Here is a 23,671-nt window from a genome sequence, read left to right as displayed (position 1 = left end):
GCGCGTGGAAACCTGGAAGGCCTTCGATCAGAACGTCATCACGCACAGCGCCGCCCATCACCTGATGGCGATCGACGACCTGGTCGGCAAGCTGGGCTATGCCCGTGTGTCCGATGTCGCCCGCGCGCTGAGCATCACGCGCGGCAGCGTCTCCATCTCGCTTGGCCCGCTGAAGAAGGCCGGCCTCGTCGAGCAGGATGAAAACCGCCATCTGCGCCTGTCCGAGTCTGGGCAGGCCCTGGTCGCCGCGATCAAGACCAAGCGGCACTTGATGCAGCGCCTGCTCAGCGAAGTGCTCGGCGTGCGCGACGACCAGGCCGAGATCGACGCCTGCAAGCTCGAACACCTCGTCAGCAACGAGACCGCCCAGCGCATGCTCGCGTTCCTGCGGTTCGTCGATACCACGGCCGGCCGGGGGCGCGAACTGGTGGCCGAATGGCGCGCCTTCGACGCCACCTGCGCCTGCGACCCGGCGGCCTGCCCGGTCTGCGATACGGAGTGTCTCGACCAGAACGTCCGCCCGGCGGCGGAGAAGGGGACCAGCCAGTGAGCAGCCTGTCGCGCAACGAGGTCGTCCAGGAACTGAATCGCCTGTTCGCCGAGGAGGTCGAGGCCGCGTTGCGGTATCTGCACCTGTCGCATGCCGTGCGCGGCGTGAACTACCTCGTCGTCGGACCGGTGCTGAAGAAGGGCTTCGACGAGACGATCGAGCATGCGGAGGTCATCGCGCACAAGATCCGCGCCCTGGGGGCCGTGCCCGCGCTGGAGCTGAACCTCTCGCTCGGCCCGCCATCGGTGGACGCGAAGGAGGCACTCGAAACTGCGCTGACGTTCGAGGAAGCCGCGCTCGAAGCCTACCAGGACGCCCTCCGCCGGATCGAGGGCGACATCCCGCTCGAGGAGTTCATCCGCTCGCAGATCGTCGTCGAGTCCGAGCACGTCGCCGAACTCAAGCAGCTCCTCGTCGAATAGCCGTCACTCCGGCTCCTCGGGCAGGCTGCGCGGCGGCCGGTTCCAGACCCATCCACGACGATAGAAGAAATAGACCATCACGCCCGCGGCCCCCGCCATCAGCAGCCACGCGATCGGGTAGCCCCAGTACCAGCGCAGCTCCGGCATGTTCCATGGCGACGCGCCGGGGTCGAAATTCATGCCGTACACGCCGGCGATGAAGGTCAGCGGGATGAAGATCGTCGAGATGATCGTGAGCACCTTGACGATCTCGTTCGTCCGCTGGCTGACGTTCGAAAGGTAAATTTCCGTGATGCCTGACGAGATGTCGCGGTAGCTCTCGACCAGGTCGAGAATCTGGATCGTGTGGTCATGCACGTCGCGCAGGTAGAGGCGCGTATCGTCCGAGATTAGCGGTGTGGCGTCACGCAACAGCGTGTTCACGGCGTCACGCAGCGGCCAGATGATCCGCCGGACGGTCAGCAGGTGCCGCTTGATGTGGTGCACGCGGGCCATGATGTCCGGCACGGGTCCCCCGGACACGTCGCCCTCCAGGTCATCGAGCTGCTCGCCGCATTCCTCGATCAGCGGGAAGAAGTGGTCCACGATCGAGTCGAGCAGGGCGTACACGAGGTAGTCGGGCCGCGCCGCCCGCGACCGGCCCCAGCCGGTGCGGATGCGGATACGCACCGCGTCCAGGCAATCGCCGCCCGGCCGCTCCTGGAATGTCAGGACGAACTTCTCGCCGAAGAAGAAGCTGATCTGCTCGGTCTGCCACGGGTGCTGCGGTACGGGCATGCGGGCGACGATGAAGTAGTAGCTGCCGTACGACTCGGCCTTGGCCCGCTGGTGGACGTGCAGCACGTCTTCCAGCGCCAGCCGGTGGAGCTGAAAGAGCCGGCCCAACTCGCTGACCAGGGCGGCGTCGCCCACGCCATCGACATTCACCCAGGTGACCGGCCATTTTTCGAGCAGCTTGGGGAGGTCGGCGAGGCTGGTGAGCGGCTTTTCCTCGTAGCCCTCGGCGCCGTACGCCATCACGTGGATTTCGCACCGCGGCGCGTCGGGGTCGGGGATCAGCGTTCCGGGCGGGGCGCCCGGCTCGGTGCGGCGCTGAAACTCGTGCGGCACAGCCCGCCGGCGTTTCCCTTTGCGTGCCATGGTCGTGCTCCTCGGTGCGGGACGACTCAGAAGTTGCTCCAGCGGATCGCGCGGTAGGCGATGGTGTAGCGGATAAGCCAGATCACAGCCAGCAGCAGCGTGCCGCCGACGATGGCGAGAAACTCGCCGGCCGGAAGGAACCCGGCGAAGCCTATCAGCCGTGAGATCCACGTCTCGAATGCCAGGAGGCTGCTGAGCATCAGCCCCCAGAAGACGCAGAAGACCCACAAGTAGCTCGATTCGTACTCGATGGCCTTCGTTGCCCAGCGGAAATCCGGCAGCGCGACGCGCGCCAGCCACCACGATACGACGACCGCGGCGATCACACGATGCCCCAGCCAGCAACCGAACGTGCCGAGCGCGATGAGCGCCGCGAGAAACACGGGAAAGTCATCGGGCAGCGGTCCATGACGCAGCGACATGATCTGCGTGGCGAGTCCCGCCCACAGCAGCGCCGCGCACGCGATCAGCACCAGATTCAGCGTGGCAAAACCGGAGTCCGCCCGGAGCGGCGCGCGCAGCCGCGCGGCCCGATAGAACTCCCGGGGGCGCAGCAGGCTTGCAACCGCCGTAGCCATCCAGCTCGCCAGACACTTGTGCTGCGACCACGCGCTGCCGGGCCGGTTGCGCCGTGGATCCAGCGACTCCACCTGCGGAAGCCCGCACTCGGTGCATAGACCGTCCGCCGCCCGATGCGTCAGATCGTACCCGCAGCCCTCGCAGCGCGGCGGCAAGGACAAGTCGGGCGCCAAAACCTCGATGCCGCGCACCGCGCCGCACAGCCACCACACCAGCGGCCAGACCGCCGCGGAAATCAGCACCATCAGGACTACGCCTGGCTCCGCCAGCATTGCAGCGGAATGGGCGCTGCCATAGCTCGCATGCTCTCGGAAGACGAAGACCGCGCCGCACACAAACGTGAGGCCGGTCAGTGGCCAGAACACGCCCGCCATCGCCCGAAGCACGCGCTTGTACGACCACCCCACCGACCCACTGCGATGCACGAATGGCAGATTCAGCCATGCCAGGAGCGCGATCAGCACCATTCCCAGCGTCACCACCAGTGCAAGCGTCAACTCCGCCGGACCGCACCAGCCGGCCAGGGCTTCGGCACGCCACCCCGCCCATACCTCGGCCAACGTGCGCTGTCGCAGCTCGGTCGAGCCGCTCCAGTAGATGGGGTAGCCGCCGCCGGCGCTGGTCGGCGCACTCGCCGGCGCAGGCACCCAGACTTCGGTCATGGTCTGGTCCCACAGCATGAGTCCGATCAACACGGCAGCGTATGCGCACAGGCTGAGCGCCAGCAGTGCGGCCCATGCCGGTGGTGAAATGGTTGCCAGACTCGCCGCTGCGGCGCGGGGTCGGACCAGCCCCCAGAGCGGCAACGTCAGCAGACGCGGCAGCGACGTGGGGGGCGCGCCGCTCTCCACGACCTGCACTTCTGTCGCCATGTCGTTCGCAGCCCGCACCGCGTTGATCTCCTATCCGCTATACGACATTCGCCGCAGCTGGGTTGGTCGCGGTAGCATACGCGCCTGCCGGCCGCGCCGCGGGCGCGTGAATTGTACAGCCGCGACGGCCGGCGAGAGCGAGGTGTCCCGTGAAGGTCTGGCGCGAACAGGATGTCCGCACCGCAGCGCTGACGAACCGGCGTATCGCCGTGCTGGGCTTCGGCTCGCAGGGCCGGGCGCAAGCCCTCAACCTGCGCGACAGCGGTTGCGACGTGATCGTCGGCTTGCGGCCCGGCAGCCCATCGCGGACCACCGCCGAGCAAGCCGGCCTCACCGTGTGTGCCGTCGCCGATGCTCTCCGCCGTGCCGACGTAGTGCTCATGCTCATTCCCGACGAGCGCCAGCCGGACGTGTACGCGCAGGACATCGCGCCGCTCGGCCGGCGCGGGCTGTATCTCGGCTTCGCCCACGGCTTCGCGATCCACTTCCGCAAGCTCGTTCCGACGCCGGACACCAACGTGTTCCTCGTCGCGCCGAAGGGCATCGGCCCGATGGTCCGCCAGCAGTTCGAGCAGGGCGGCGGCGTGCCCGCGTTGATCGCCGTGCACCAGGACCCGGCCGGCGACACGCGCGACGTGGCCCTCGCCTGCGCCTGCGGGCTCGGCTGCGGCCGCGCGGGGATCATTGAGACGACGTTTCGTGACGAAGCCGAGACCGACCTCTTTGGCGAGCAGGCTGTGCTCTGTGGCGGCCTGACGGAGCTGATCCGCGCCGGCTTCGAGACGCTCGTCGACGCGGGCTACGCACCGGAGCTCGCGTACTTCGAATGCCTGCACGAGGTCAAGCTGATCGCCGACCTGATCCACGCGCGCGGCATCGACGGCATGCGCGCCGCCATCAGCCGCACCGCGGCCTACGGCGACGTGTCGCGCGGCCAGCGCGTGATTGGCCAGCCGACGCGCGCGGCGATGCGTGAACTGCTCCAGGAGATCCAGTCTGGGGCCTTCGCGGACGAGTGGATGGCGGAGCACCGCGCCGGTCAGCCGCGCCTGGCCGCGGCCGCGCAGCAGGCGCAAGCGCATCCCATCGAGGAGGTCGGTCGCTGCCTGCGCGCCCTGATGCCCTGGCTGCAGCCGGGTAGGGCGGGTGCGGCCCAATGACCCATTCCGCCTGGATTCCGGCTTAAGAGGGGGCTGCTTTTCTTGCGCGAAAATCGCGCAAGCCTTGCGCTGCAAGCGCTGTTTCAAAAGCGAATTCAAGACGGGAGGGCGTCACAGTGGGTATGCACTGCCGATAAAGAATGCGTGGAACGGGTCAGCGTGCCGCGACGTGGGCCGCGCCGCACGGCCGCCTGGGTGTGAAAGGTTCGCAATGGCATTCTCGCCCATGGCTTACGGTGCCGGGCGGGCGGCTCCTGGCCGCGAACGTTCCTAGAGCGCCGGATTTCCGAATGAAGGCACTGCACCACTCAACTCGCCTGCTGAACATCGGCCGCCTCGTGCTGCTCACGGCCACGGTCGCGACGTCGTATTACCTCGCGGCCCGCTGGGGGCTGCTGTTCGGGCTCGTTCACGGCAACGTGACGCTGGTCTGGCCGCCGACCGGCATCGCGCTGGCCGCCGTGCTCTTGCGCGGCTATCGCGTGCTGCCCGGCGTCGCGCTGGGCGCGTACCTCGCCACGGCATCGACCGGTGTCACGCCGCTGTTCGCGCTGGCGACTGCCATCGGCAATCCCCTGGCAGCGTTCGCGGCGGCCGCGCTGCTGCGGCGCTGGCTGGATTTCCATGCGGCGCTGGATCGCGTGCGCGACGTATTCAGCCTCGCGTGTGTCGCGGCGCCGCTGGGGGCGGCGGTGGGCGCCGCGCTGGGTGTCAGCGGGCTGTGTCTTTTCGGCCTTGCGCCCTGGGCGCGTTTCGGCCAGCTTGCGGCGTCCTGGTGGCTGGGGGATGCGATGGGCGTCCTGCTGGTGGCGCCGATGCTGCTGACCTGGACCGCGCACCCGCAGGCGCGCGCCGGGCTGCTGCGCCGCGCGCCCGAGGCGGTGGCGTTTCTTGGTTTGCTCGTGGTGGTCAGTGGGGCCGTGTTTGGCTTGCTGCCGCTGGGTGGCGATCCGCGCCTGCTGCACTCGTATCTGCTGCTGCCGTTCTTTGTCGTCGCCGCGTTCCGTTACGGCCCGACCGGGTCGGCCACGACCGCGCTGATCGTCTCGGCCGCGGCGATCACCGGAGTGGTCGAGGGTTTCGGTGGTGACGGGCGGGTCCTGCTCCAGGAGCAACTCGCACTGGCGCTGGGCTTCACTTCCGTCTTCACGCTGGCCGCGCTCATGCTTGCCGCGGCTGTGGCCGAACGCGACGGGGCCACCCGTGCGCTGCGCCGAGCCCACGCGGAGTTGGAAACGCGGGTAACGGACCGGACTGCCGAACTGCGCCGCAGCAACCTGGCGCTGGAACGGCAAATCGCCGAGTTGGACCAGGCGCGGACTGCGCTGCGCGAGACGACCAGCACGCTGCACGGCATTCTCCGCTCGGCCAGCGAATACGCGATCGCCGCCGTCGACCGGGACTACCGCGTGCTGCACTTCAACCCGGCGGCGGCGCAGTTGTTCGGCTATCCGGTCGAGGCGGTGGTCGGCAGGACACTGCGCGAAATCCACGCGGTCGCGGGCGTTGACGGGCGCCGCCTGGACGCGGCCATCGCCACCGTCATGGTGGACGGCAAGTGGGAAGCGACCTTTCCCTTGCGGCGTCCCGACGGCCAGACGCCATTTGTGCACGCGGTCGTCATGCCCATGCACGACGAGGACGCTGTGCTCACCGGGTTCGTGCTGTTTGCCCGCGACGTGACCGCGCAGTGCCAGAGCGATGAGCTGGCCCGCGCGCAACGCGACCTGGCCCTGGCCTTGTGCGGCACCCATGACCTGGACACGGCTCTGCGCCTGTGCACCGAGACGGCGCTGCGCGTGGCCGACATGGACGCAGGCGGTGTGTATCTCTGCGACTCCCTCCGCGGCGGCTTCGAGCTTGCGTTCCACACGGGTATGCCGCCTGAGTTCGTGGCGCAGATTCGCCGGTTCGAGGCCGGCTCGCCGGGGGCACAGCTTGCCTTGGCCGCCGAGCCGGTCTACACGACTTACGCGGCGCTGGTCGCCGCGCTGGACCACTCGATCCCGGATGCGGAGCTGAGCGCCTTCGCCATGATCCCGATCCGCCATGAAGGTCGCGTCATGGCGACGTTGGACCTGGTTTCGCGGCGCTTCGAATCCATTCCGCCCAGCGCCCGGCACGCTCTGGAGACCATCGCCGCGCAGACCGGCAGCGCGCTCGTCCGGCTGCGCTCGGAAACCGAACGCTTGCGCCTGGCCGCCGCCGTGGAGCAAGCCGCCGAGACGATCATCGTGACGGACCTCGACGGGCGCATCGAATACGCCAACCCGGCCTTCGAGCGCATCACGGGCTACACCTGCGCGGAGGTCCTCGGTCGCAGCCCCAGCCTGCTCCGCAGCGGTCAGCACGATGCGGCCTTCTACCGCGGGCTGTGGGACACGCTCGGCCGCGGAGAGACCTGGACGGGCCGGTTCCAGAACCGCCGCAAGGACGGCACGCTCTACCACGAGGATGCGACCATTTCGCCGGTGCGCGACGTGAGCGGCAGGATCACGCACTACGTTGCCGTAAAGCGCGACGTGACGCGCGAGGTGACGCTCGAGGCGCAGCTCCGGGAGTCCCAGACGCTGGATGCGGTCGGGCGACTGGCGGGCGGCGTGGCGCACGAGTTCAACAACGTCCTGACCGCGATCCTCGGCTACAGCGAGATCATCGCCGCGGACGTTGCGCCGGAGCACCCGGTCGCCGAGCACGCGGCCCGCATCAAGCGTGCCACCGAGCGGGCGGCCCAGCTCGTGCGGCAACTGCTCGCTCTGGGCCGCAGGGAGGTCGTGCAGCCCCGCAGCCTGTGCCTGAACCAGGTCGTGAGCGACACGCTGCGCAAGCTGCGCCCCGCGCTCGGCGAGCACATCCAGATCGAGACGCTTCTCGACCCAGGGCTCGGGCTGGTGCGCGCGGACCCGGGCCAGATGGAACTCATGCTCACCAACCTGAGCATGCATGCCCGCGAAGCGATGCCGCGCGGCGGCAAGCTGACCATCGAAACGACGTCTGTCACGCTCGACGACGGCGCGGCCGACGAACTCGAATCCGTCGCCCCCGGCCGTTACGTGACCCTGGCCGTGCGCGACACCGGCCCGGGCATGGACGCCGAGACGCGTGCGCACCTCTTCGAGCCGTTCTTTTTGACCCACGATGCCGCCCAGAACGCCGGCCTGGGGCTGGCGACCGTGCACAGCATCGTGCAGCAGCACGGCGGGCGCATCGTGGTGCACAGCGTGCCCGGCCAGGGTACGACCTTCCGGGTGTACCTGCCGCGCCACGGCGACCGTCTCGAGCCCACGACGCCGGGGGCAGCGCCGGATGAAGCGCGCCGGGCGGGCGCCACGATCCTGCTGGCCGAGGATGAGGAAGAAGTGCGCACCGTGATCCGCGACATCCTTGTGGCCGAGGGCTACGCCGTGCTGACGGCGAGCCACGCGCCGGCGGCCCTGGAACTCGCTCACAACTTTGACGGTCGCATCGATCTGCTGGTCTCGGACGTGGTCATGCCCGGCATGAGCGGCCGCGAACTCGCCGAGCGCCTGGTGGCGACGCGCCCCGGGATGAAGGTCCTATACATTTCCGGGTACGCGGCCAGCTTCCTGAGCACGCACGGTCAACTTGGGGAGGGCGTGGCGTTCCTGGCCAAGCCCTTCACCCGCAGCATCCTGGCCGGCAAGGTGCGCGCCATCCTGGAAGAGCCGCCGCCGCGCCGCGGCGCGCCGGCGCACACGGCGTCAGTCGCCGACGCACGGCGCTGAACCACCTTTCCACCGGCCAGGGCCGCCGGACCCCCCTTTGCCCCGCCAGCCCGCCAAGGTGTACAATCCTGATTCTGTCCCCTGAAGGAGGCTCGGCGCACATGGCTTTGTCGTTCAAGCCGTTCGACCAGATGACCGAAGCGGACTATCTCAACATCGGCCTGAAGGTCGGCCTCGAGGTCCATCAGCAGCTCCTGACCCGCCGCAAGCTGTTCTGCCGCTGTCCGGCGGGGCGCTACAGCCAGGAATACGACGCCGAAATCCTCCGTCACATGCGGCCGACGCTGTCCGAGCTCGGCGAGTACGACGGCACGGCGCTGATGGAAAAGAAGACCAGGAAGAACATCTACTACCGCATCCATCACGATACGGTCTGCACCTACGAGTTCGACGACACGCCCCCGTTCTTCATCGACGACGAAGCGCTCGACATCGCCCTAGAGATCTGCCTGCTTTTGCGGCTCAACCTGGTCGGCGAACTGCACATCGCGCGCAAGCAGTACCTCGATGGCTCGATCCCGACCGGCTTTCAGCGCACCGGCATCCTCGGCGTCGACGGCGTCATCCCGTTCAAGGACCGCACCGTCCGCATCCGCCAGCTCTCGATCGAAGAGGACGCCTGCCGCGAAGTCTCGGACATCGGCCACGATCGCGTGTACCTGACCGATCGGCTGGGCATGCCGCTGATCGAGACCGTCACCGAGCCCGACATGCATACGCCGCAGGAAGCCGCCGAAGTCGGCCAGCTCCTGCGCCAGCTCGTCCGCAGCACCGGCAAGGTCCGCACCGGCTACGGCGCCGGCCGACAGGACGTGAATGTCAGCGTCACCGGCGGCACGCGCGTCGAGATCAAGGGCACGCCGCAGATCTGGCGCAACCCGCGCCTGATCTACAACGAGGCCCGCCGGCAGTGCAGCCTGCTGCACATCCGCCAGTTGCTCTGGGAGCGCGGCGTGCGTGCCGAGACATTCCAGTGGGCCGATCAGGAAGTCACCGCGCTGGTCGCGAAGACGAACTACGAACCGCTGCGGCAGGCGGTGCACGCCGGTCACGTGGTCCGCTGCGTCGTGCTGCGCGGCTTTGCCGACCTGCTGAACGAGCAGACGCAGGAGCACACGAATTTCGCCAAGGAGTTCTCCGACCGCGTCCGCGTCGTCGCCTGCCTCACCAGCCTGCCGAACATCATCCACTCCGACATGGCCTCCGAGACGCTCGCCGGCCGCGAGTGGAAGAACCTGCGCCGCAAGCTGCGGGCCGAACATGGCGACGCGCTGGTCGTGGTGTGGGGCAGCGAGGCCGACACGGCGATGGCGTGCAGCGAGATTGCGCTGCGCGCGAAGGAAGCCACGATCGGCATTCCCAACGACACACGCCAGGCGTTGAAGGACGGCACCAACGGCTTCGAGCGCGTGCTGCCCGGCGCCGAGCGCATGTACCCCGACACCGACCTGCCGCCGCTGGCGATCGAGCAGGAGCGGCTCGACCGCTTGCGCGCCCATCTGCCCGAGTACATCTGGGACCGCGCGGCGCGCTATCGCCAGCTCGGCCTGTCGGCGGACGTCGTGCAGGGACTAATCGCGCTCCGCCGGGCCGACGTGTTCGACCGGATCGTGGGCCAGCTCAAGGTGCGGCCGAAGTTCGCCGCCGTCGTGCTGATGGAGCAGTACAAGCACCTGCGGCGGTCGGGCGTGCCGGTGGACGCGCTGACGGACGACGAGATTTTCGCGGTCTTCGAGGCCCACGCGCGCGGGATGTTGAGCCGCGAGGGCGTCGTGCCGGTGCTGCGGCTGGTGGCGGAGCATACCCAGGTTGAAGGTGGCACCGGGCCCGCCCGGGTGGCGGCGGTGTTTGCTGAGCACAACTTCTCGCCGCTGAGCGATGCGGACCTGGACGAGGCGATCTCGCATCGCCTGGCGCGGCTGGACGGCAGCAAGTTCCGCACGCCGCAGCAGAAGGCCCGGCACCTGTGCGGGCAGATCATGGACGACTTCGTCGGCCGCGTCGCCGGCGCGCAGGTCGTGCAGCGGATCAACGCCCGGCTGCACGTGCCGCCCAGTGTGGCACTGCTCTAGAGCAGTGTCGCGATGTGGAGTACGTCGTGTGCCACTGCTCTTGAGCAGTGCTCTGGTGGACCGATGTTCGTGACGAAGCCGTGCAAGACGCGTCGAGCCTGGGATGAACCCGGACACGCGCACTTCTTGACGTACTCGTGCGTGCATCGCTGGCCCCTGCTGAGCCGTGATCGCAGTCGGCAGTGGGTGGTCCAGGCCCTGGAGTCGGCGCGCCAGCACCTGCACCTGCAACTCTGGGCGTATGTGATCATGCCGGAGCATGTGCACGTGGTGCTGCTGCCTCCGCCAGATTGCGCGATGGCCAGAGTCCTGGCGAACCTGAAGCACTCGGTGGCGACGGCCGCCCACGAGTGGCTGCGACAGACGAACCAGACGGACTGGCTCAGGCGACTGACCGTGCGCTACCCGTCCCGCACCGTGTTTCGCTTCTGGGAGGCTGGCGGCGGGTTCGACCACAACATCTGGCATGACAAGCCGCTCCGGGTTGTCGTTGACTACGTCCATCAGAACCCGGTTCGGCGCGGGCTCGTCGATCACCCGCTCGATTGGCCGTGGTCGAGCGCCCGCTTCTGGGATGGACGTCACGATGTACCGATTCGGATGGACCCGATTGAGTGAACTTCACTGCTCAAGAGCAGTGCCACAATGTGAGTCTTACACTGTTCGAGAGCAGTGGGACACATGGAGTTCTGCACTGCTCAGGAGCAGTGGCACAAAGACGTACTGGATGCACGTGATATGAGCACCGCACCAACACCCGCTGCCCCCGCATCGGACAAGACCAAAGGCTATCGCGGCCTCGGCCGCAGCGTCCTGGAACGCTTCAACGTCGGCGTCTGGAGCGACGTCGAGCTGGAGTCCGCCCGCGGCAACTTCCGCGGCCTGATCCTCCCGCGCTCCGAGACCGCCGATGACCAGCACATCGTGCTCAAGCTCGCCAGCGGCTACAACGTCGGCATCCACGCCGCCTCGATCACCAAAATGGTCGAGCACGGCCGCCGCGAAGCCCACTACAAGATTCCCGAAAAGGAATTCCCCTACGACCCGAAGAAACCCAACGTCATGCTCTTCGGCACCGGCGGCACCATCGCCAGCCGGCTCGACTACCGCACCGGCGCGGTCATCCCCGCGTTCAGCCCCGGCGAGCTCTACGGCTCGGTCCCCGAGCTGGCCGACATCTGCAACCTGCGCACCGAGAAGCTCTTCGGCGTCTTCAGCGAGAACATGGGGCCAGAGCAGTACATCAAGCTCGCCCAGCGCATCGGCGAGGAAATCCGCGCGGGCACGGCCGGCGTCGTCATCGGCCACGGCACCGACACCATGCACCACACCGCGGCCATCCTGACCTTCATGGTGCAGAACACGCCGGTGCCGATCATCATGGTCGGCAGCCAGCGCTCCAGCGACCGGCCGTCGTCCGACGCCGCGATCAATCTGCAATGTGCCGTGAAGGCCGCCGCCGAGGGCGATATCGCCGAGGTGCTGGTCTGCATGTTCGGCCCCACGTCGGACGAGTACAACCTCCTGCACCGCGGCACGCGCGTCCGCAAGATGCACAGCAGCTATCGCTCGACCTTCCGCACGCTCTCCGAAATCCCCGTCGCCATGATCTCGCCGCGCGAGATTATCCCGCTCCGCCAGGACTACAAGCGTCGCCGGACCGATCGCGAGGTGAAAGTCAACACGGCTTTCGAAGAGAAGGTCACGATCCTCTATTACTACCCGAACATGCGGCCCGACCTCGTCGACGCGATCATCGAAAAGGGCTATCGCGGAATCGTCATCGCCGGCACGGGCCTGGGCCACATCAACAAGCCGCTCTATCCGGCGATCCGGCGGGCGGTCGAGGCCGGCGTGCACATCTACATGACCGTGCAGACGCTGTGGGGCTACTGCGGCATGTACGTCTACGACACCGGCCGCGACCTGATGACGCTGGGCATTGTGCCGGCGAGCAACATGCTGCCCGAGGTGGCGTACATGAAGCTCTGCTGGGTGCTCGGCCAGACGGACGACCGCGCCGAGGTGCAGCGCCTGATGCTGACGCCGGTGAGCGACGAGATCACGGACCGCGAGCCGTACAACGGGTACCTCTGCTACCAGGGTGGCATTCCGGAGGTGCAGGAGTTCCTGCGGTCGATCAAGCGGTAGGCGGAGGCCGTCAGCCATAAGCTCTAAGCTGGACTGGAAGCACTCAGCGATCAGCGGTCAGCATTCAGCCAGAGGCGCGGCACCGATGCCCGAACCCGGCCCGGTAGAGCGAAGCTCCGGCTTCGCTCCGTGTGGAACCAGCGTCATCGCATCCGAGCCCGAAGCGCGAGCGAGGGCCCTTTTCTGGCCGTGGTGGCTCTCGCTGCGGAAACCCGCTCGCTGGTGCTCGAGGTTCTGTTCCTTCAGCGCACCGCCGATTGGGTAGTCAGCGGACCGGGTACAAAGACGACCGGTGGGGCAGCATCGGCTGTGTTTTCTTAATTTTCAAAAGCAACGAAAACTTCTGGCATATATGATGACATCGGTCTTGCGACCGGAGATGCAACATGCCGGCGTCGTGCGAATTCGACGTGGTCACGGGGGCGTTCGGCTACACCGGACGGTACATCGCTGCGCAATTGCTTGAACGCGGGCGCGACGTGCTGACGCTCACCGGCCATCCCGAACGCCCCAACCCCTTCGGCGCCCGCGTGCGCGTCGCGCCGTTCGGCTTCGACCGGCCGGACGAACTCACGGCGCGACTCGCCGGAGCGGCGAGGCTCTACAACACGTATTGGGTCCGCTTCGCTCATGGCGCGACGACCTTCGCGCAGGCGATCGCGAACACGAAAACGCTCGTTCGCGCCGCCGAAGCCGCCGGCGTTCGCCGGATCGTACATATCAGCATCACGAACCCGACGCTCGCTTCGTCGTTGCCGTATTTCCGCGGCAAGGCCGAGCTGGAGGACTTTATCCAGCAGAGCCGCCTGTCGCACGCGATCATCCGCCCGACGGTCGTCTTCGGCCGCGAGGACATTCTGATCAACAACATCGCGTGGCTGCTGCGCACGAGCCCCGTGTTCGCAATTCCCGGCCGCGGCGATTACCGACTTCAGCCGGTGTACGTCGAGGACCTCGCGGCCCTCGCGGTGGACGCCGGCGGACGCAGCGACAACGTCGTGCTTGACGCGGTCGGACCGGAAGTGTTCACTTTCGAAGCGCTCGTGCGGCTCATCGCGCGGACGATCGGCAGTCGCGCCCGCACTGTGCATGTCCCGCCGTGGCTCGCGCTCGCGGTCGCGCGCGTCGTCGGCTGGGCGGTCGGCGACGTCCTGCTAACGCATGACGAGCTGGCCGGCCTCAGGGCGAATCTGCTCGTGTCGGCGTCGGCCCCGACGTGCCCGACGCGTTTGAGTGCGTGGCTCGCCGACAATGCCGCCGGACTGGGACGCACGTACGCATCCGAGCTGCGCCGGCATTTCCGGCGGTAGGCTCACGCGGCAGCCGCGGCGTGAGGCGGACGGCTTGTACTTCTGGAGGTGTGAATCGTGAGGGTCTCAACCTTGCTTCGCCGCTGCGTGCCCATCACTCCGAGAACGCAGGAAGTTACTCCCCGCACATCCGAAGTGGCGGTGGGGGGAGGATCGAATCGCCGCGCGCCGTACCCTCTCCCTACCCTCCCCCTGAGAGGGGGAGGGGTGAAGTGCTGGGCGCCGTACCCTCTCCCCGCACTCCCTCTCGTTGGGGGAGGAGTGCTGATGGGCTTGCTCGTGCTTCTCGTCGCCCAGGATCGCCCCGCGACTTCGCAACCGGCCGCGTTGCAGCCCGCCACGTCGCAGCCGACCACCGCCCCCGCCACGTCGTCCGCGCCCGCGACACTGCCGGCCGCGTGGGTCGGCGACTGGGCCGGCGCCGCGGAGCTGCTCGCCCCCGGCCGTCCGCCGCGACCGTTTCACATGGAGCTGCACATCGCCCCGCTCGCCGAGTCCGACCGCTACACCTGGACCATCGTCTACGGCGAAGGCGAGCAGCGACAGGAGCGGCCCTACGTGCTGATCGTGCAGGACGCCGCCCACGGCCAGTACGCGGTGGATGAGGGCAACTCGATCGTCCTGCCGCAAGTCCTCCTCGGCGACGCGTTTTACGGCGCGTTCGAGATCGAGGGCACCACGCTGCACACGGTCGAACGGCTCGAAGGCCGCGGCACGCCGGACGAACGCATCACGGTCGAAATCACGGCCTTCTCCGGTGAACCGACGCCGACCGGCGGCCAGAACGACACGCCCGCCGTGCAGGCTCGCGTGCCGAACACAGTCCAGCGCGCGGTACTGCGGCGGACGCCGCCTCAGAAGTAGCGTCGGCCCCCGTAGCCGACGCGTAGCGGCCGACCCCCGAGTCGGCCGTCCCGCTGCCGTTCCCACATGCTCACGTTCCCACGTTCGCCGCCGCGCGGGGCCTACGGGGTCTCGCCCCCCACTCCCACCGACACTTTGGCTGTTGGATCTTCGGGGACGCCCGTCTCGAGTTCTACCGTGGCATGTGCCCACTGTTTGTCTTCGGGCCACGGCGGGCTCACGGTGACGTCCAGCTCGTAGCGCTGGCCGGGCTCGAGTTCACGCAGCTCGGCCGTGACGTTTGGCGGCGGAGTACGCGACTCCTCGTCCGATGTGATCTTGCGCACGCGCGGGCACAACGGTCCGCCGTCCCCCCGCGTCAGCAGCATGGTCTTGGTTTGCGGACCCGCGTCGCGCGGCACTTTGTCAAAGCTGACGCCGCGGCTCGGCCGGCCCTCGGCGGCCATGCGCAGGGCCTCGTGGTGTACGGCCTTCAGGCCCAGCGTGATCTCCGGCTGCGTGGCGTCGTTGATCCGCGCCTTGGCCTTGCGCGAAATCTCGCCGGGCCGTCGGCACACGAAACACGCCGCCGCCGTCGTGCGCTGCCCGGGCGCGATGATCAGCGTGCCTGGCTTGACCCCGGTGCAGCAATCCACCTGCAGCAGGATGCGCAGCGGTGCCGCGCCGACGTTCTCAAACGTCCACGCGGGCTTGAGCCCCGTGCCCGGCCAGACATCCCCGAGATCCGCTGTGGTCTGCGCGCAGACGAGCCGCGGCTGCGGGGCCGTGTCGGGCGGCGGTGCCAGCCAGCGTTCCACGTCGCCGCACGGGCCGTACGTCGCCTCGTGCTCCTCCACCGACCCGCGTGGCCGCACTTCCGCCACCGCACGCAGGTCCAAGACGCGCGTGGCGGCATCGTTCGTCGACGCGCTCCACCAGACGTTCAGCGTTCCGCAGTGCTCTGGCGGCGCCGCGTACGACACGGCAATCGTCGCGCGTTCGCCCGGCGGTATGACCCGCCAGCGCGGTCCCTGCAACACGGCCCCGTCGTCCCACCGCGCCGTGAGCCACAGTCGCAGCTCCGCCGTCCCGGCGTTCGCGATCTCCCAACTCCATTCGAGCGTGTCACCGGCGACGGTGCTCAAGCCCTCGATCTTCGGCCGCGTGCACTCGAGCTTCGGTTGTGGTGCATCCGGCGGCGGGCTACGCAGCCAGCGTGCTATCTCTCCTCTGGCAGGCCCCTCCGCGACCGCCGGGCTGGAGGCTGGTTGCGTCGTCGGTGGCTCAGTCGCGCGACTCGACCAGGCGAGCGCCAGTGCGATGAGAATACAAACGAGCGATGTGGCGTTTTGTTTTTCCGCCCTCATGCTGTCCATCCTATCCAATCGCGCCCACGAATCACAAGTGCATTCCCTCAGGGCTTGAGCGGCGGGCGGTGCCGACCCTACCGGCTTCCGTTTGGCAAACGCCGCCTGCCCGCCTACGCTGCTCGCCGCTCGCGCGAAACGCGGGCTGTGGATGCACGGCATGATCCCCTGGCTCGATCCGTTTCGAACGACCGCGCTGCCCGCGCTGCTCTTTCTCGCGTGGCTGCCGGTCTTCGCCGTGCTGCCGGCGCGGCACGCCATGCGGTTCTTTGTCATCGCCGGCCTCGCAACGCTGCTGGTCGTGGCCGGGCCGATCTTCACGGCGGGGATCGCGGCGACGATCGTCCTCGGCTACCTCCTGGCGGAGTCTGTCGCGCGGCTGCACACGGGCCGCCGGGCGGGACTGGTGGCCGGCGTCGGGCTGCTGCATCTGGCGTATTTCGGCTGCTTCTATTTGCCGTTGCCGCCGGCGTTCACAGCGCATGGCTTGCGGGCCACGGATCAGGCCGGCGTATTCATCTTCTTCAGCGGTATCGGGTTGACGTTTCTGCGGCTACTGAGCTACTTCATCGAACGCGTGCGCGGCACGACGTCGCAACTGACGCTGGGCGACTACCTCGCCCACATATTCTTCTTTCCACAATTCCTGCACGGTCCCATCGAGCGCGCCAAGGATTTCGTGCCAAAGCTCCGCGCGGCGCGTGAGGGTTGGACCGTCCGCGACATCGCCACGGGGCTGGCGCGCGTCGTCGTCGGATTGGTCACGCTGCTCGCCATCGTGCCGGTCTTGCGGGCCGTGCACAGCGCGATGCCGCCGGCGCTGCGGGACGCACCCCTGGCCGCGCTCGCCGACCCGGAGCAGCTCACGCTCGGGCCGCTGCTGGTGTTCATGCACGCCCCGGCTGTGATCCTCTACTTGCTGGAAAGCGGCTTCGCGAGCGTGCAGCTCGGCGTCAGCCGCGCGTTTGGTGTCCGCGGCACCGAAAACTTCCGCTGGCCGCTGCTGGCGCCCAACCCGCGCGAACTGTGGCATCGCTGGAATATCACGTTCTCCGGTTGGCTGCGCGACTACGTGTACATCCCGCTCGGCGGCAATCGCCGCCACCAGCCACTCAACGTGCTCCTCGTGTTCGTCTATTGCAGTCTGCTGCACGGCCTGCAACCGCGCTGCCTGGCGTGGGGGCTGTGGACCGGCGGTACGCTCGCGCTCTACACGTGGATTCGCGGTCGCGTCAAACGTGCGCGGCCAGGAGATACGCACCATCCAGTCGCGCACGCCATTGGCAGCGTCTGCGCGCGCCTGCTCACCTTCCACTGGTTCAGCATCGGCGTGCTGCTCATCCTGGACCCCGACTACCTGGGCCTGCGCGTACTCCGGCGCTACCTGGAATTGCTGCTGAGCGGCTAGCTGGGTGGTGCATGGCGGGGTGCTCAACCCTCCTCGCTGTTGTGGTCCAGCTCGGCGGGTAGGTAACCCAGGCCGCACGCCGCAAACATCGCCTGCGGCGTCTCATACTGCGCAGCGAACTTCTGGAGCTGATCCAGCGCTGCGATCAACTGCGCGCGATCCGTCTCGGACTCGATCGCCAGCAAGTCGTTCAGTTGCCGGCTTGCGTCGATCGCCTCAGGTTCCACCTCCGCGTCCTCGTCGTCGCCCCAGCCGACTTGGAGCTGCCAGGCCGATTCCATGGTCAGGTCGATCGCGTCCGCGAGGCGCGGATGCGGAAGCAGTTTGTTGGCGAAGCACCACTGGCGGACGCTGGCCAGCAACTTTGCCTGCGCGTCGTCGATCGTCTCGTTCAGGACCAGTTCGTCATCGTCCACCAACGTGAAATCCGTATCGTCGAGCACGAATTCCACATCCGGCCGGGCCAGAAACTCCTCCGGCTTGCTGCCGATGAGCCGCTTGCGCAGATCTTCGAGGCTGCCCTCGTAGTGCAGTTTTCCTTCCAAGCCAAAACCACTCAGGTCCGCGGTCGCCGGGTCGCCCACGCCACCGAGCAGCGCCGTCCAGCGCTCCAGGCGCGGCGGCAGACGAAACCCGTTCTGCCCGGCGAAGCGGATGCCGCCGGCCACGAGCCGCCGCACCGTGTCCAGGTCAATGCGTTCGATCTCGAGCGGTGCATCTGGTCCCTGCGTTTGGGCCAGGAATTCGTCGTAGTCCAGGTCAAGACGGCCACAGGCCTCCTTCAGCCCCATGCACCACAGATCGACGAGATACGCGCCCAGTGCGTAGCCGCCGCCCGGGACGCGCCGGACGACGTAGATCGACGCCTTGCCGTCTTCTTTCCAGCCGCGGTTGATGTAGCACGCCATGAGGTCACCGCTCGCACCAATCAAGCGATACGGGCTGCCGGAGCGGGCGCGCGATTGCTCGCGCTTCTTCTGGGCGCGCTTCTGATTACGCCGTCCCATCACGCTCTCCTCTGGCGAAGTGATCTGTCTCCGGCGTCGCGCCTGGCGCTACGCCAGCACCTTCCGCAGTCGCGCGAGCGCCCAGTCGAGCTCGTCCTTGGTGATGCACAGTGGCGGGGCCAGCCGCATCGTCTGGGCGTGCGTGTCCTTGCACAGCATGCCCTCGCGCATGAGGGCTTCGCAGTACTGCCGCGCCACGCCGGCTTCCTTCTTGAACTCCACGCCGACCCACAGCCCGCGGCAGCGATATTCCTTGACCTTGTTCGTCTGGATGGCCCGCAGTTGCGCCGCCAGGTACTGGCCGAGCTGCCGGGCGTTTTCCTGGTACCGATTCGTCTCCAGGATTTCGATTACCTTGCGGGCTACCGCGCAGGCCAGCGGATTGCCGCCAAACGTGCTGCCGTGACTGCCGGGCGTGAACACGCCAAGGATGTCGCGCTTCGAGACGACCGCCGAAATCGGCACGATGCCGCCGCCCAGCGCCTTGCCCAGGATGTACATGTCGGGCTGCACGCCTTCATGATCGCACGCGAACGTCGCGCCGGTCCGCCCCAGCCCGGACTGAATCTCGTCCGCGATGAACAGCACCTTCTTCGCGCTGCAGACTTCGCGCACCTGCCGCAAGTACCCGTCCGGCGGAATGATGATGCCGGCCTCGCCCTGGATCGGCTCCACCAGGAACGCGACCGTGTGGTCGTCGATCGCGCGTTTCAGTGCTTCGATGTCGCCGTATGGGATTGTCTCAAATCCCGGCGTGAATGGTCCGAAGCCCTTCCGGCAGTCCGGGTCCGTGCTGAAGCTGATGATGGTCGTCGTCCGGCCGTGGAAGTTCTCGGCACAGCAGATGATCTTGGCCTTGCCGTCCGGCACGCCCTTTTTCTGGTAGCCCCAGCGGCGGGCGGTCTTCAACGCCGTTTCGACGCCCTCCGCGCCGGTGTTCATCGGCAGCACCATTTCCATCTTGCACAGGGCCGCCAGCTCCCGGCAGAACGGGCCGAGCTGGTCGTTGTGGAACGCTCGCGAGGTCAGCGTCACGCTGTCGAGCTGCGCGCGCGCCGCCGCGATCAGCTCCGCGTTGCAGTGCCCAAAGTTCACCGCTGAGTAGGCTGCGAGCATGTCCATGTAGCGCTTGCCGTCGGCGTCCTCGACCCACACGCCTTCGGCCTTGGCGACGACCACCGGCAGCGGGTGGTAGTTGTGGGCCGCATACTGCTCGACGAGCTCGATGTGCTGGGCGCCGGTCAGCTTGCCGGTGCGGTTCTGGGCTTTGGTCGTGGTCGTGGTCATCGCGCTTTCCTTTCGTGGCGTTCGCCGACGCTGCGTTGCGCGCTCTCATCCGGGGGGTCGTCCACCGCGCCAGGCCCCGCCCCGCCAGCCCGGGGAGCTGCACGACCCGGACCGACCTGCGGCTTCACTATACCCGGCCAGTAGCGGTGTTCAACCCGACGGGGGCTTGCCCGCGGCTGCGCGCCCTTCCTACACTGGGCCACGGCCGGGCGTTCGCCGGCCGATAATCTCGACAGGAGCGTGCGATCACGGCCGATCCCGAGCCATCCCGAGCCACCCCCCGCCGGGTCGTCTGGCAGCGCGTCGCCTGGGTGGTCGTCGCAATCGTTGTCCTCAGCGGCGTCGTGGCCGCAGTCCGCCGCGGCGTGCAACACAAGCCCGACTGGGGTGACCTGCAGACCGAGTCGCGGTATGTGTGGGCGCACGGTCACACCGCGCCCGGCACCGCCATGTTCGGCTACCTGCCGACCGCGACGTTTGCGCTCTGGCCGTTCACGACGTGGCTGCCGGAGCCAGTGGGGCTTGTGCTCTATGTGCTGTCCAACCTGGCGGCGCTCGCGGCGAGCGTGTGGATCGTCTATCGCTATTGGTGGCGAGCGCCGGACACGGGTGGGTTCATCTGGCCGGTGCTGCTGGTCTGCGCGAACTTCCAGCATGCGCTGCAATCGAACCAACTCACGCTCTGGACGCTCGTGCTGTGCGTCGGCGGATTGACGCTGGTGAACCAGCGGCGCGAGCTGGCGGGCGGAGTGGTGCTCGGCCTTGCCGCGCTCGTGAAGACCGTGCCCGGCGTGCTTGTCGTGTATCTGCTGCTTTGCCGGCGCTGGCGGGCGCTGGTCGGCGTGATCATCGCGGCGATCGTTATTGATGTCGTGCCGAGCGTCGCGTTCTTCGGCTGGCAGGGTGCCGTTGCCGAGCATCAGGCCTGGATGCGCCGGGCGGGATGGCACTCCAACCGCGTGATGATCGAGCAGCCGCTGCTGCGCGTGCATCGCCACGGGACTAACGCGTCGCTGGCCGCCGTGCTGACCCGCTGGCTGCGCGCGATCCCGGACACCAAGCGACAAGTGATCCTCTACGGCGATCCGCCGGCAGACGTTGTTGAGCGTTATCGCGCGGCCCTGGCGCCAGATGAGGTTCTGACGCTCGATCCGATGCCCCCGCGTGAGGGCGTCTGGGCTGAGAAGCGCGTCGACATTGACTGGGTGCCGCGGTTTCACATCGCCGATTGGCCACCGGGTGTCGTGTGGTGGCTGTGGTTCACGCCGCTCGCGCTCGGTTTCGCCGCGCTCGCATGGTTCACATGGCGTACGCGAGGCGACGAAGCGGCGGGCTGGACGCCGTGTGCAGCGCTGTGGCTGTTGGCGATGTTCTGGCCGTCGCCGATGACGCGGCATTACTACCTGGCGTGGGCGTTTCCGGCGCTGGTGGTCGTGTGGCAGTGGTGGTGGGCGATGCCCACCCTACGTGAACGCCCCTCCCTTCCAGGGAGGGGGCAGGGGGAGAGTCAGGGGCCGGGATGGGCCGTGCCCACCCGATGGGCCGATCATTGGCTCGCGGTGGCCGCGTGCGTCGCTTGGCTGATTGGCGTGGCGTGCCTTGGGGCGACCATTCCGCGCTGGTACGGCGTGCATCTCGCCGCGCTCGCCTTGCTCACAGCCGCAACGGCGACAGCGTGGCGTGCTTCGCACGAACCCGAGAAGCTTCGGGCTGAGAGCTGAAGGCTGACGGCCTGGTGGTGGTCGGTGCCCACCCTACACGATCGGCAGCGGGGTCCGCGAGCGTGGCGAATTGACCGGCCGGTAGTACTGGTCGCGCTGTTGTGGCGTCCAACCGGCGTCGCTGATCAGCCGGCGAATCTCATCCTCGCTCAGCCGGAACGTCGTGCCCGCGGCCGAAACGACATTCTCCTCCATCATCACGGACCCCATGTCGTTGGCGCCGAAGAACAGCGCCAACTGGCCGATCTTCGGTCCCATCGTCACCCAGCTCGACTGAATGTTCGGGATGTTGTCGAGATACAGCCGCGCCAGCGCCAGCATCCGCAGGTACTCGTGCGCATCCGCGAGGAACAGGTGCGCTCCGTCCGGCGGCCCGTCGTAATCCGTCGGCGGGCGTTTCCAACGGCCCAGCGGCGTGCCCTCCGGCTGGAACGGCCAATGGATGAACGCTAGGAAGCCGCCGGTCTCGTCCTGTAAGTCGCGCAGCCGGCGCAGGTGCTCGATCCGCTCGGGCACCGTCTCAATGTGGCCGAACATCATCGTGCAGCTCGTCCGCATGCCGATCTGATGCGCGGCGCGCATGACCGCCAGCCACTCGTCGGTCATCGTCTTGCCCTGACCGATCTTCCGCCGGACGCGATCGACCAGGATCTCGCCGCCGCCGCCCGGGATCGTGTCCAGGCCGGCATCGCGCAGACGCAGGAGCACGTCGCGCAGCGGCAGATCGAAAATCTGATGGAACGCCCAGATTTCCGGCGGGCTGAACGCGTGGATGTGGATGGTCGGGTAGTGCTGCTTGATGAAGCGGAGCAGGTCGAGATACCACGATAGCGGCAGGCCGTGGCCGCTGGGGTGATCAGCGTCGGGTACCAGGCCGCCCTGCATCAGGATCTGCGTGCCGCCGATCGCGAGCAGCTCCTCGATCTTGCGCCCAATCTGCTCATAGCTGAGGATGTACGCCTCGCCGTCGCCGGGCTGGCGATAGAAGTTGCAGAAGATGCAACGGGCGGTGCAGACGTTGGCGTAGTTGATGTTGCGATCGACGACGTACGTACGGTAGGGCTCGGGATGCAGCGCCACGGTGCGGGCCCACGCCCGGCGGCCTAGCTCGTGGATCGAGACGTCGTTGTACAGGTCGAGCGCCTCGGAGTCGGTGAGGCGCGCCACGCACGGCATCGCCGGCGCGGGCGACTTCGCGCTCACGGGGTCACCGGAACCGGACGCGGCGTCCACTGTGCCATCCACGTGTCCAGCGCGTCCGGCGGCACGATGTCGGCGGCCAGGCAGTAATGGGCGAAGCGCGCCACGCCCGCGCGGCTGCGATCATCGAGGCGAAACTTGAGGCAGCGCATCAGGTAGCGGCGCGCCAGCTCGGCCGGCCAGCCGTGGGACGGACCCTCCGTGTCGGCGATCTCCGCGGCGCGGGCGACGCCCCGGTCGCGGGCGGCCTCGAGCAGCGCGGCGACGTTGCCGCCGTTGGGCATCGCCGTTCGCATGGCCCAGACCGCGAAGACGAATGGCAGACCGGTGTGCTGGCGCCAGGCCCCGCCGAGGTCGACCTCGTACGCGAAGCTGCCGCGCTGCGGACTGACGACCTTATCGCCGATGAGCAGCACGGCCTCGCATGCGCGGAGATCTTCGCGGCGCGTGTCGATGGTCCGCGACTCCAGGTCGCGCACGTACAGCTCACGCCACAAGACCCGCGCCAGCGCCACCGACGTGTGCGAGTCGGTGTCCACCCACAGCGTGCGGATACGGTCCGGCGGGACCTGCGAGAAGATACGCACGGTCATCGTCTCGCCGTCGCAGCCGATGCAGGCGTCGGACACGACCCGGTACTGGCCGTGACCGCGCAGCACATCGAGGACGGGGATGAGGCTGACGTCCACCTCGCCGCGCTCCAGGCGCCCCGGCAGGGCCGCGGGAACGTCCAGGACGAGCTGGATGTCCGCGTCAGACTCGAGGCCGGCAATCAGCGGCCGGGAATTCAGGAATGACACCACACCGAGCCGAAGCACGGTCGCTACCTCCCGGCG

At 67.9% G+C, this 23,671-nt stretch carries 18 protein-coding genes; 11 read left to right on the top strand and 7 right to left on the bottom strand.

Going from position 1 to position 23,671, the window contains the following annotated elements:
• Positions 1–4 precede the first annotated feature (4 nt).
• Positions 5–550, top strand: a complete 546-nt coding sequence (locus tag KA383_09075) for a metal-dependent transcriptional regulator (GenBank protein MBP7746274.1) — start codon at positions 5–7, stop codon at positions 548–550.
• Positions 547–972 carry a ferritin-like domain-containing protein gene (locus tag KA383_09070; GenBank protein MBP7746273.1) on the top strand — a complete coding sequence of 142 codons (426 nt, stop codon included), beginning with the start codon at positions 547–549 and terminating at the stop codon, positions 970–972. The genes KA383_09075 and KA383_09070 overlap by 4 nt, the downstream gene beginning before the upstream one ends.
• A 3-nt stretch (positions 973–975) precedes the next feature.
• On the opposite strand, the gene corA is transcribed toward KA383_09070, so the two are convergent.
• Entirely contained in the window at positions 976–2,112 is a 1,137-nt protein-coding gene (gene corA, locus KA383_09065) for a magnesium/cobalt transporter CorA (GenBank protein ID MBP7746272.1), read from the bottom strand.
• A 26-nt stretch (positions 2,113–2,138) separates the two neighbouring features.
• Positions 2,139–3,581, bottom strand: coding sequence for a hypothetical protein (locus KA383_09060; protein MBP7746271.1), 1,443 nt, complete (start codon positions 3,579–3,581; stop codon positions 2,139–2,141).
• 131 nt (positions 3,582–3,712) lie between these two features.
• On the opposite strand from KA383_09060, the gene ilvC reads away from it, so the two are divergent.
• The 7 genes from ilvC (at position 3,713) to KA383_09025 (ending at position 14,866) form a co-directional block, all read left to right on the top strand.
• Positions 3,713–4,723 (top strand): ketol-acid reductoisomerase, encoded by a 1,011-nt coding sequence (gene ilvC / locus KA383_09055; GenBank protein MBP7746270.1) that lies wholly within the window; start codon positions 3,713–3,715, stop codon positions 4,721–4,723.
• 290 nt (positions 4,724–5,013) lie between these two features.
• Positions 5,014–8,469, top strand: coding sequence for a PAS domain S-box protein (locus KA383_09050; protein MBP7746269.1), 3,456 nt, complete (start codon positions 5,014–5,016; stop codon positions 8,467–8,469).
• A 101-nt stretch (positions 8,470–8,570) separates the two neighbouring features.
• Positions 8,571–10,541: a Glu-tRNA(Gln) amidotransferase subunit GatE gene (gene gatE / locus KA383_09045; protein ID MBP7746268.1), complete on the top strand. Its 1,971-nt coding sequence runs from the start codon at positions 8,571–8,573 to the stop codon at positions 10,539–10,541.
• A 63-nt stretch (positions 10,542–10,604) separates the two neighbouring features.
• A complete protein-coding gene (locus tag KA383_09040) occupies positions 10,605–11,159 on the top strand; it encodes a transposase (protein MBP7746267.1) in 555 nt (184 codons plus the stop codon).
• A 120-nt stretch (positions 11,160–11,279) separates the two neighbouring features.
• Positions 11,280–12,692, top strand: a complete 1,413-nt coding sequence (gatD, locus tag KA383_09035; protein MBP7746266.1) for a Glu-tRNA(Gln) amidotransferase subunit GatD — start codon at positions 11,280–11,282, stop codon at positions 12,690–12,692.
• A gap of 386 nt (positions 12,693–13,078) precedes the next feature.
• Positions 13,079–14,002 carry an NAD(P)H-binding protein gene (locus KA383_09030; GenBank protein MBP7746265.1) on the top strand — a complete coding sequence of 308 codons (924 nt, stop codon included), beginning with the start codon at positions 13,079–13,081 and terminating at the stop codon, positions 14,000–14,002.
• A gap of 267 nt (positions 14,003–14,269) precedes the next feature.
• Positions 14,270–14,866 (top strand): hypothetical protein, encoded by a 597-nt coding sequence (locus tag KA383_09025; GenBank protein MBP7746264.1) that lies wholly within the window; start codon positions 14,270–14,272, stop codon positions 14,864–14,866.
• Positions 14,867–14,967: 101 nt separating this feature from the next.
• Here KA383_09025 and KA383_09020 read toward each other — a convergent pair whose 3' ends face one another.
• A complete protein-coding gene (locus KA383_09020) occupies positions 14,968–16,212 on the bottom strand; it encodes a hypothetical protein (GenBank protein MBP7746263.1) in 1,245 nt (414 codons plus the stop codon).
• A gap of 160 nt (positions 16,213–16,372) precedes the next feature.
• On the opposite strand from KA383_09020, the gene KA383_09015 reads away from it, so the two are divergent.
• Complete coding sequence (locus tag KA383_09015; GenBank protein MBP7746262.1) at positions 16,373–17,620, top strand: hypothetical protein; 1,248 nt, start codon at positions 16,373–16,375, stop codon at positions 17,618–17,620.
• Between the two features lie 23 nt (positions 17,621–17,643).
• Here the strand turns inward: KA383_09015 and KA383_09010 are convergent, their stop codons facing one another.
• Together KA383_09010 and rocD are read right to left on the bottom strand one after the other, a co-directional pair.
• Entirely contained in the window at positions 17,644–18,627 is a 984-nt protein-coding gene (locus KA383_09010; protein MBP7746261.1) for a hypothetical protein, read from the bottom strand.
• Positions 18,628–18,675: 48 nt separating this feature from the next.
• Positions 18,676–19,914 (bottom strand): ornithine--oxo-acid transaminase, encoded by a 1,239-nt coding sequence (rocD, locus tag KA383_09005; protein ID MBP7746260.1) that lies wholly within the window; start codon positions 19,912–19,914, stop codon positions 18,676–18,678.
• Between the two features lie 311 nt (positions 19,915–20,225).
• Between rocD and KA383_09000 the strand changes: the two genes are divergently transcribed.
• Complete coding sequence (locus tag KA383_09000; protein ID MBP7746259.1) at positions 20,226–21,635, top strand: DUF2029 domain-containing protein; 1,410 nt, start codon at positions 20,226–20,228, stop codon at positions 21,633–21,635.
• 33 nt (positions 21,636–21,668) lie between these two features.
• On the opposite strand, the gene mqnC is transcribed toward KA383_09000, so the two are convergent.
• Positions 21,669–22,811: a dehypoxanthine futalosine cyclase gene (mqnC, locus tag KA383_08995; GenBank protein ID MBP7746258.1), complete on the bottom strand. Its 1,143-nt coding sequence runs from the start codon at positions 22,809–22,811 to the stop codon at positions 21,669–21,671.
• A gap of 23 nt (positions 22,812–22,834) precedes the next feature.
• Positions 22,835–23,653: a menaquinone biosynthesis protein gene (locus tag KA383_08990; protein MBP7746257.1), complete on the bottom strand. Its 819-nt coding sequence runs from the start codon at positions 23,651–23,653 to the stop codon at positions 22,835–22,837.
• Positions 23,654–23,671: the final 18 nt, after the last annotated feature.

The sequence above is a fragment of the Phycisphaerae bacterium genome (assembly GCA_017999985.1).
GTDB lineage: Bacteria > Planctomycetota > Phycisphaerae > UBA1845 > Fen-1342 > JAGNKU01.
This window is presented reverse-complemented; position numbering and strand designations above follow the sequence as displayed.

Coding starts and splice junctions, on each gene's coding strand:
- corA (MBP7746272.1), bottom strand. CDS start 2,112: ATGGCACGCAAAGGGAAACGCCGGCGGGCTGTGCCGCACGAGTTTCAG.
- KA383_09050 (MBP7746269.1), top strand. CDS start 5,014: ATGAAGGCACTGCACCACTCAACTCGCCTGCTGAACATCGGCCGCCTC.
- gatE (MBP7746268.1), top strand. CDS start 8,571: ATGGCTTTGTCGTTCAAGCCGTTCGACCAGATGACCGAAGCGGACTAT.
- KA383_09040 (MBP7746267.1), top strand. CDS start 10,605: ATGTTCGTGACGAAGCCGTGCAAGACGCGTCGAGCCTGGGATGAACCC.
- gatD (MBP7746266.1), top strand. CDS start 11,280: ATGAGCACCGCACCAACACCCGCTGCCCCCGCATCGGACAAGACCAAA.
- KA383_09030 (MBP7746265.1), top strand. CDS start 13,079: ATGCCGGCGTCGTGCGAATTCGACGTGGTCACGGGGGCGTTCGGCTAC.
- KA383_09025 (MBP7746264.1), top strand. CDS start 14,270: ATGGGCTTGCTCGTGCTTCTCGTCGCCCAGGATCGCCCCGCGACTTCG.
- KA383_09020 (MBP7746263.1), bottom strand. CDS start 16,212: ATGAGGGCGGAAAAACAAAACGCCACATCGCTCGTTTGTATTCTCATC.
- KA383_09015 (MBP7746262.1), top strand. CDS start 16,373: ATGATCCCCTGGCTCGATCCGTTTCGAACGACCGCGCTGCCCGCGCTG.
- KA383_09010 (MBP7746261.1), bottom strand. CDS start 18,627: ATGGGACGGCGTAATCAGAAGCGCGCCCAGAAGAAGCGCGAGCAATCG.
- rocD (MBP7746260.1), bottom strand. CDS start 19,914: ATGACCACGACCACGACCAAAGCCCAGAACCGCACCGGCAAGCTGACC.
- mqnC (MBP7746258.1), bottom strand. CDS start 22,811: ATGCCGTGCGTGGCGCGCCTCACCGACTCCGAGGCGCTCGACCTGTAC.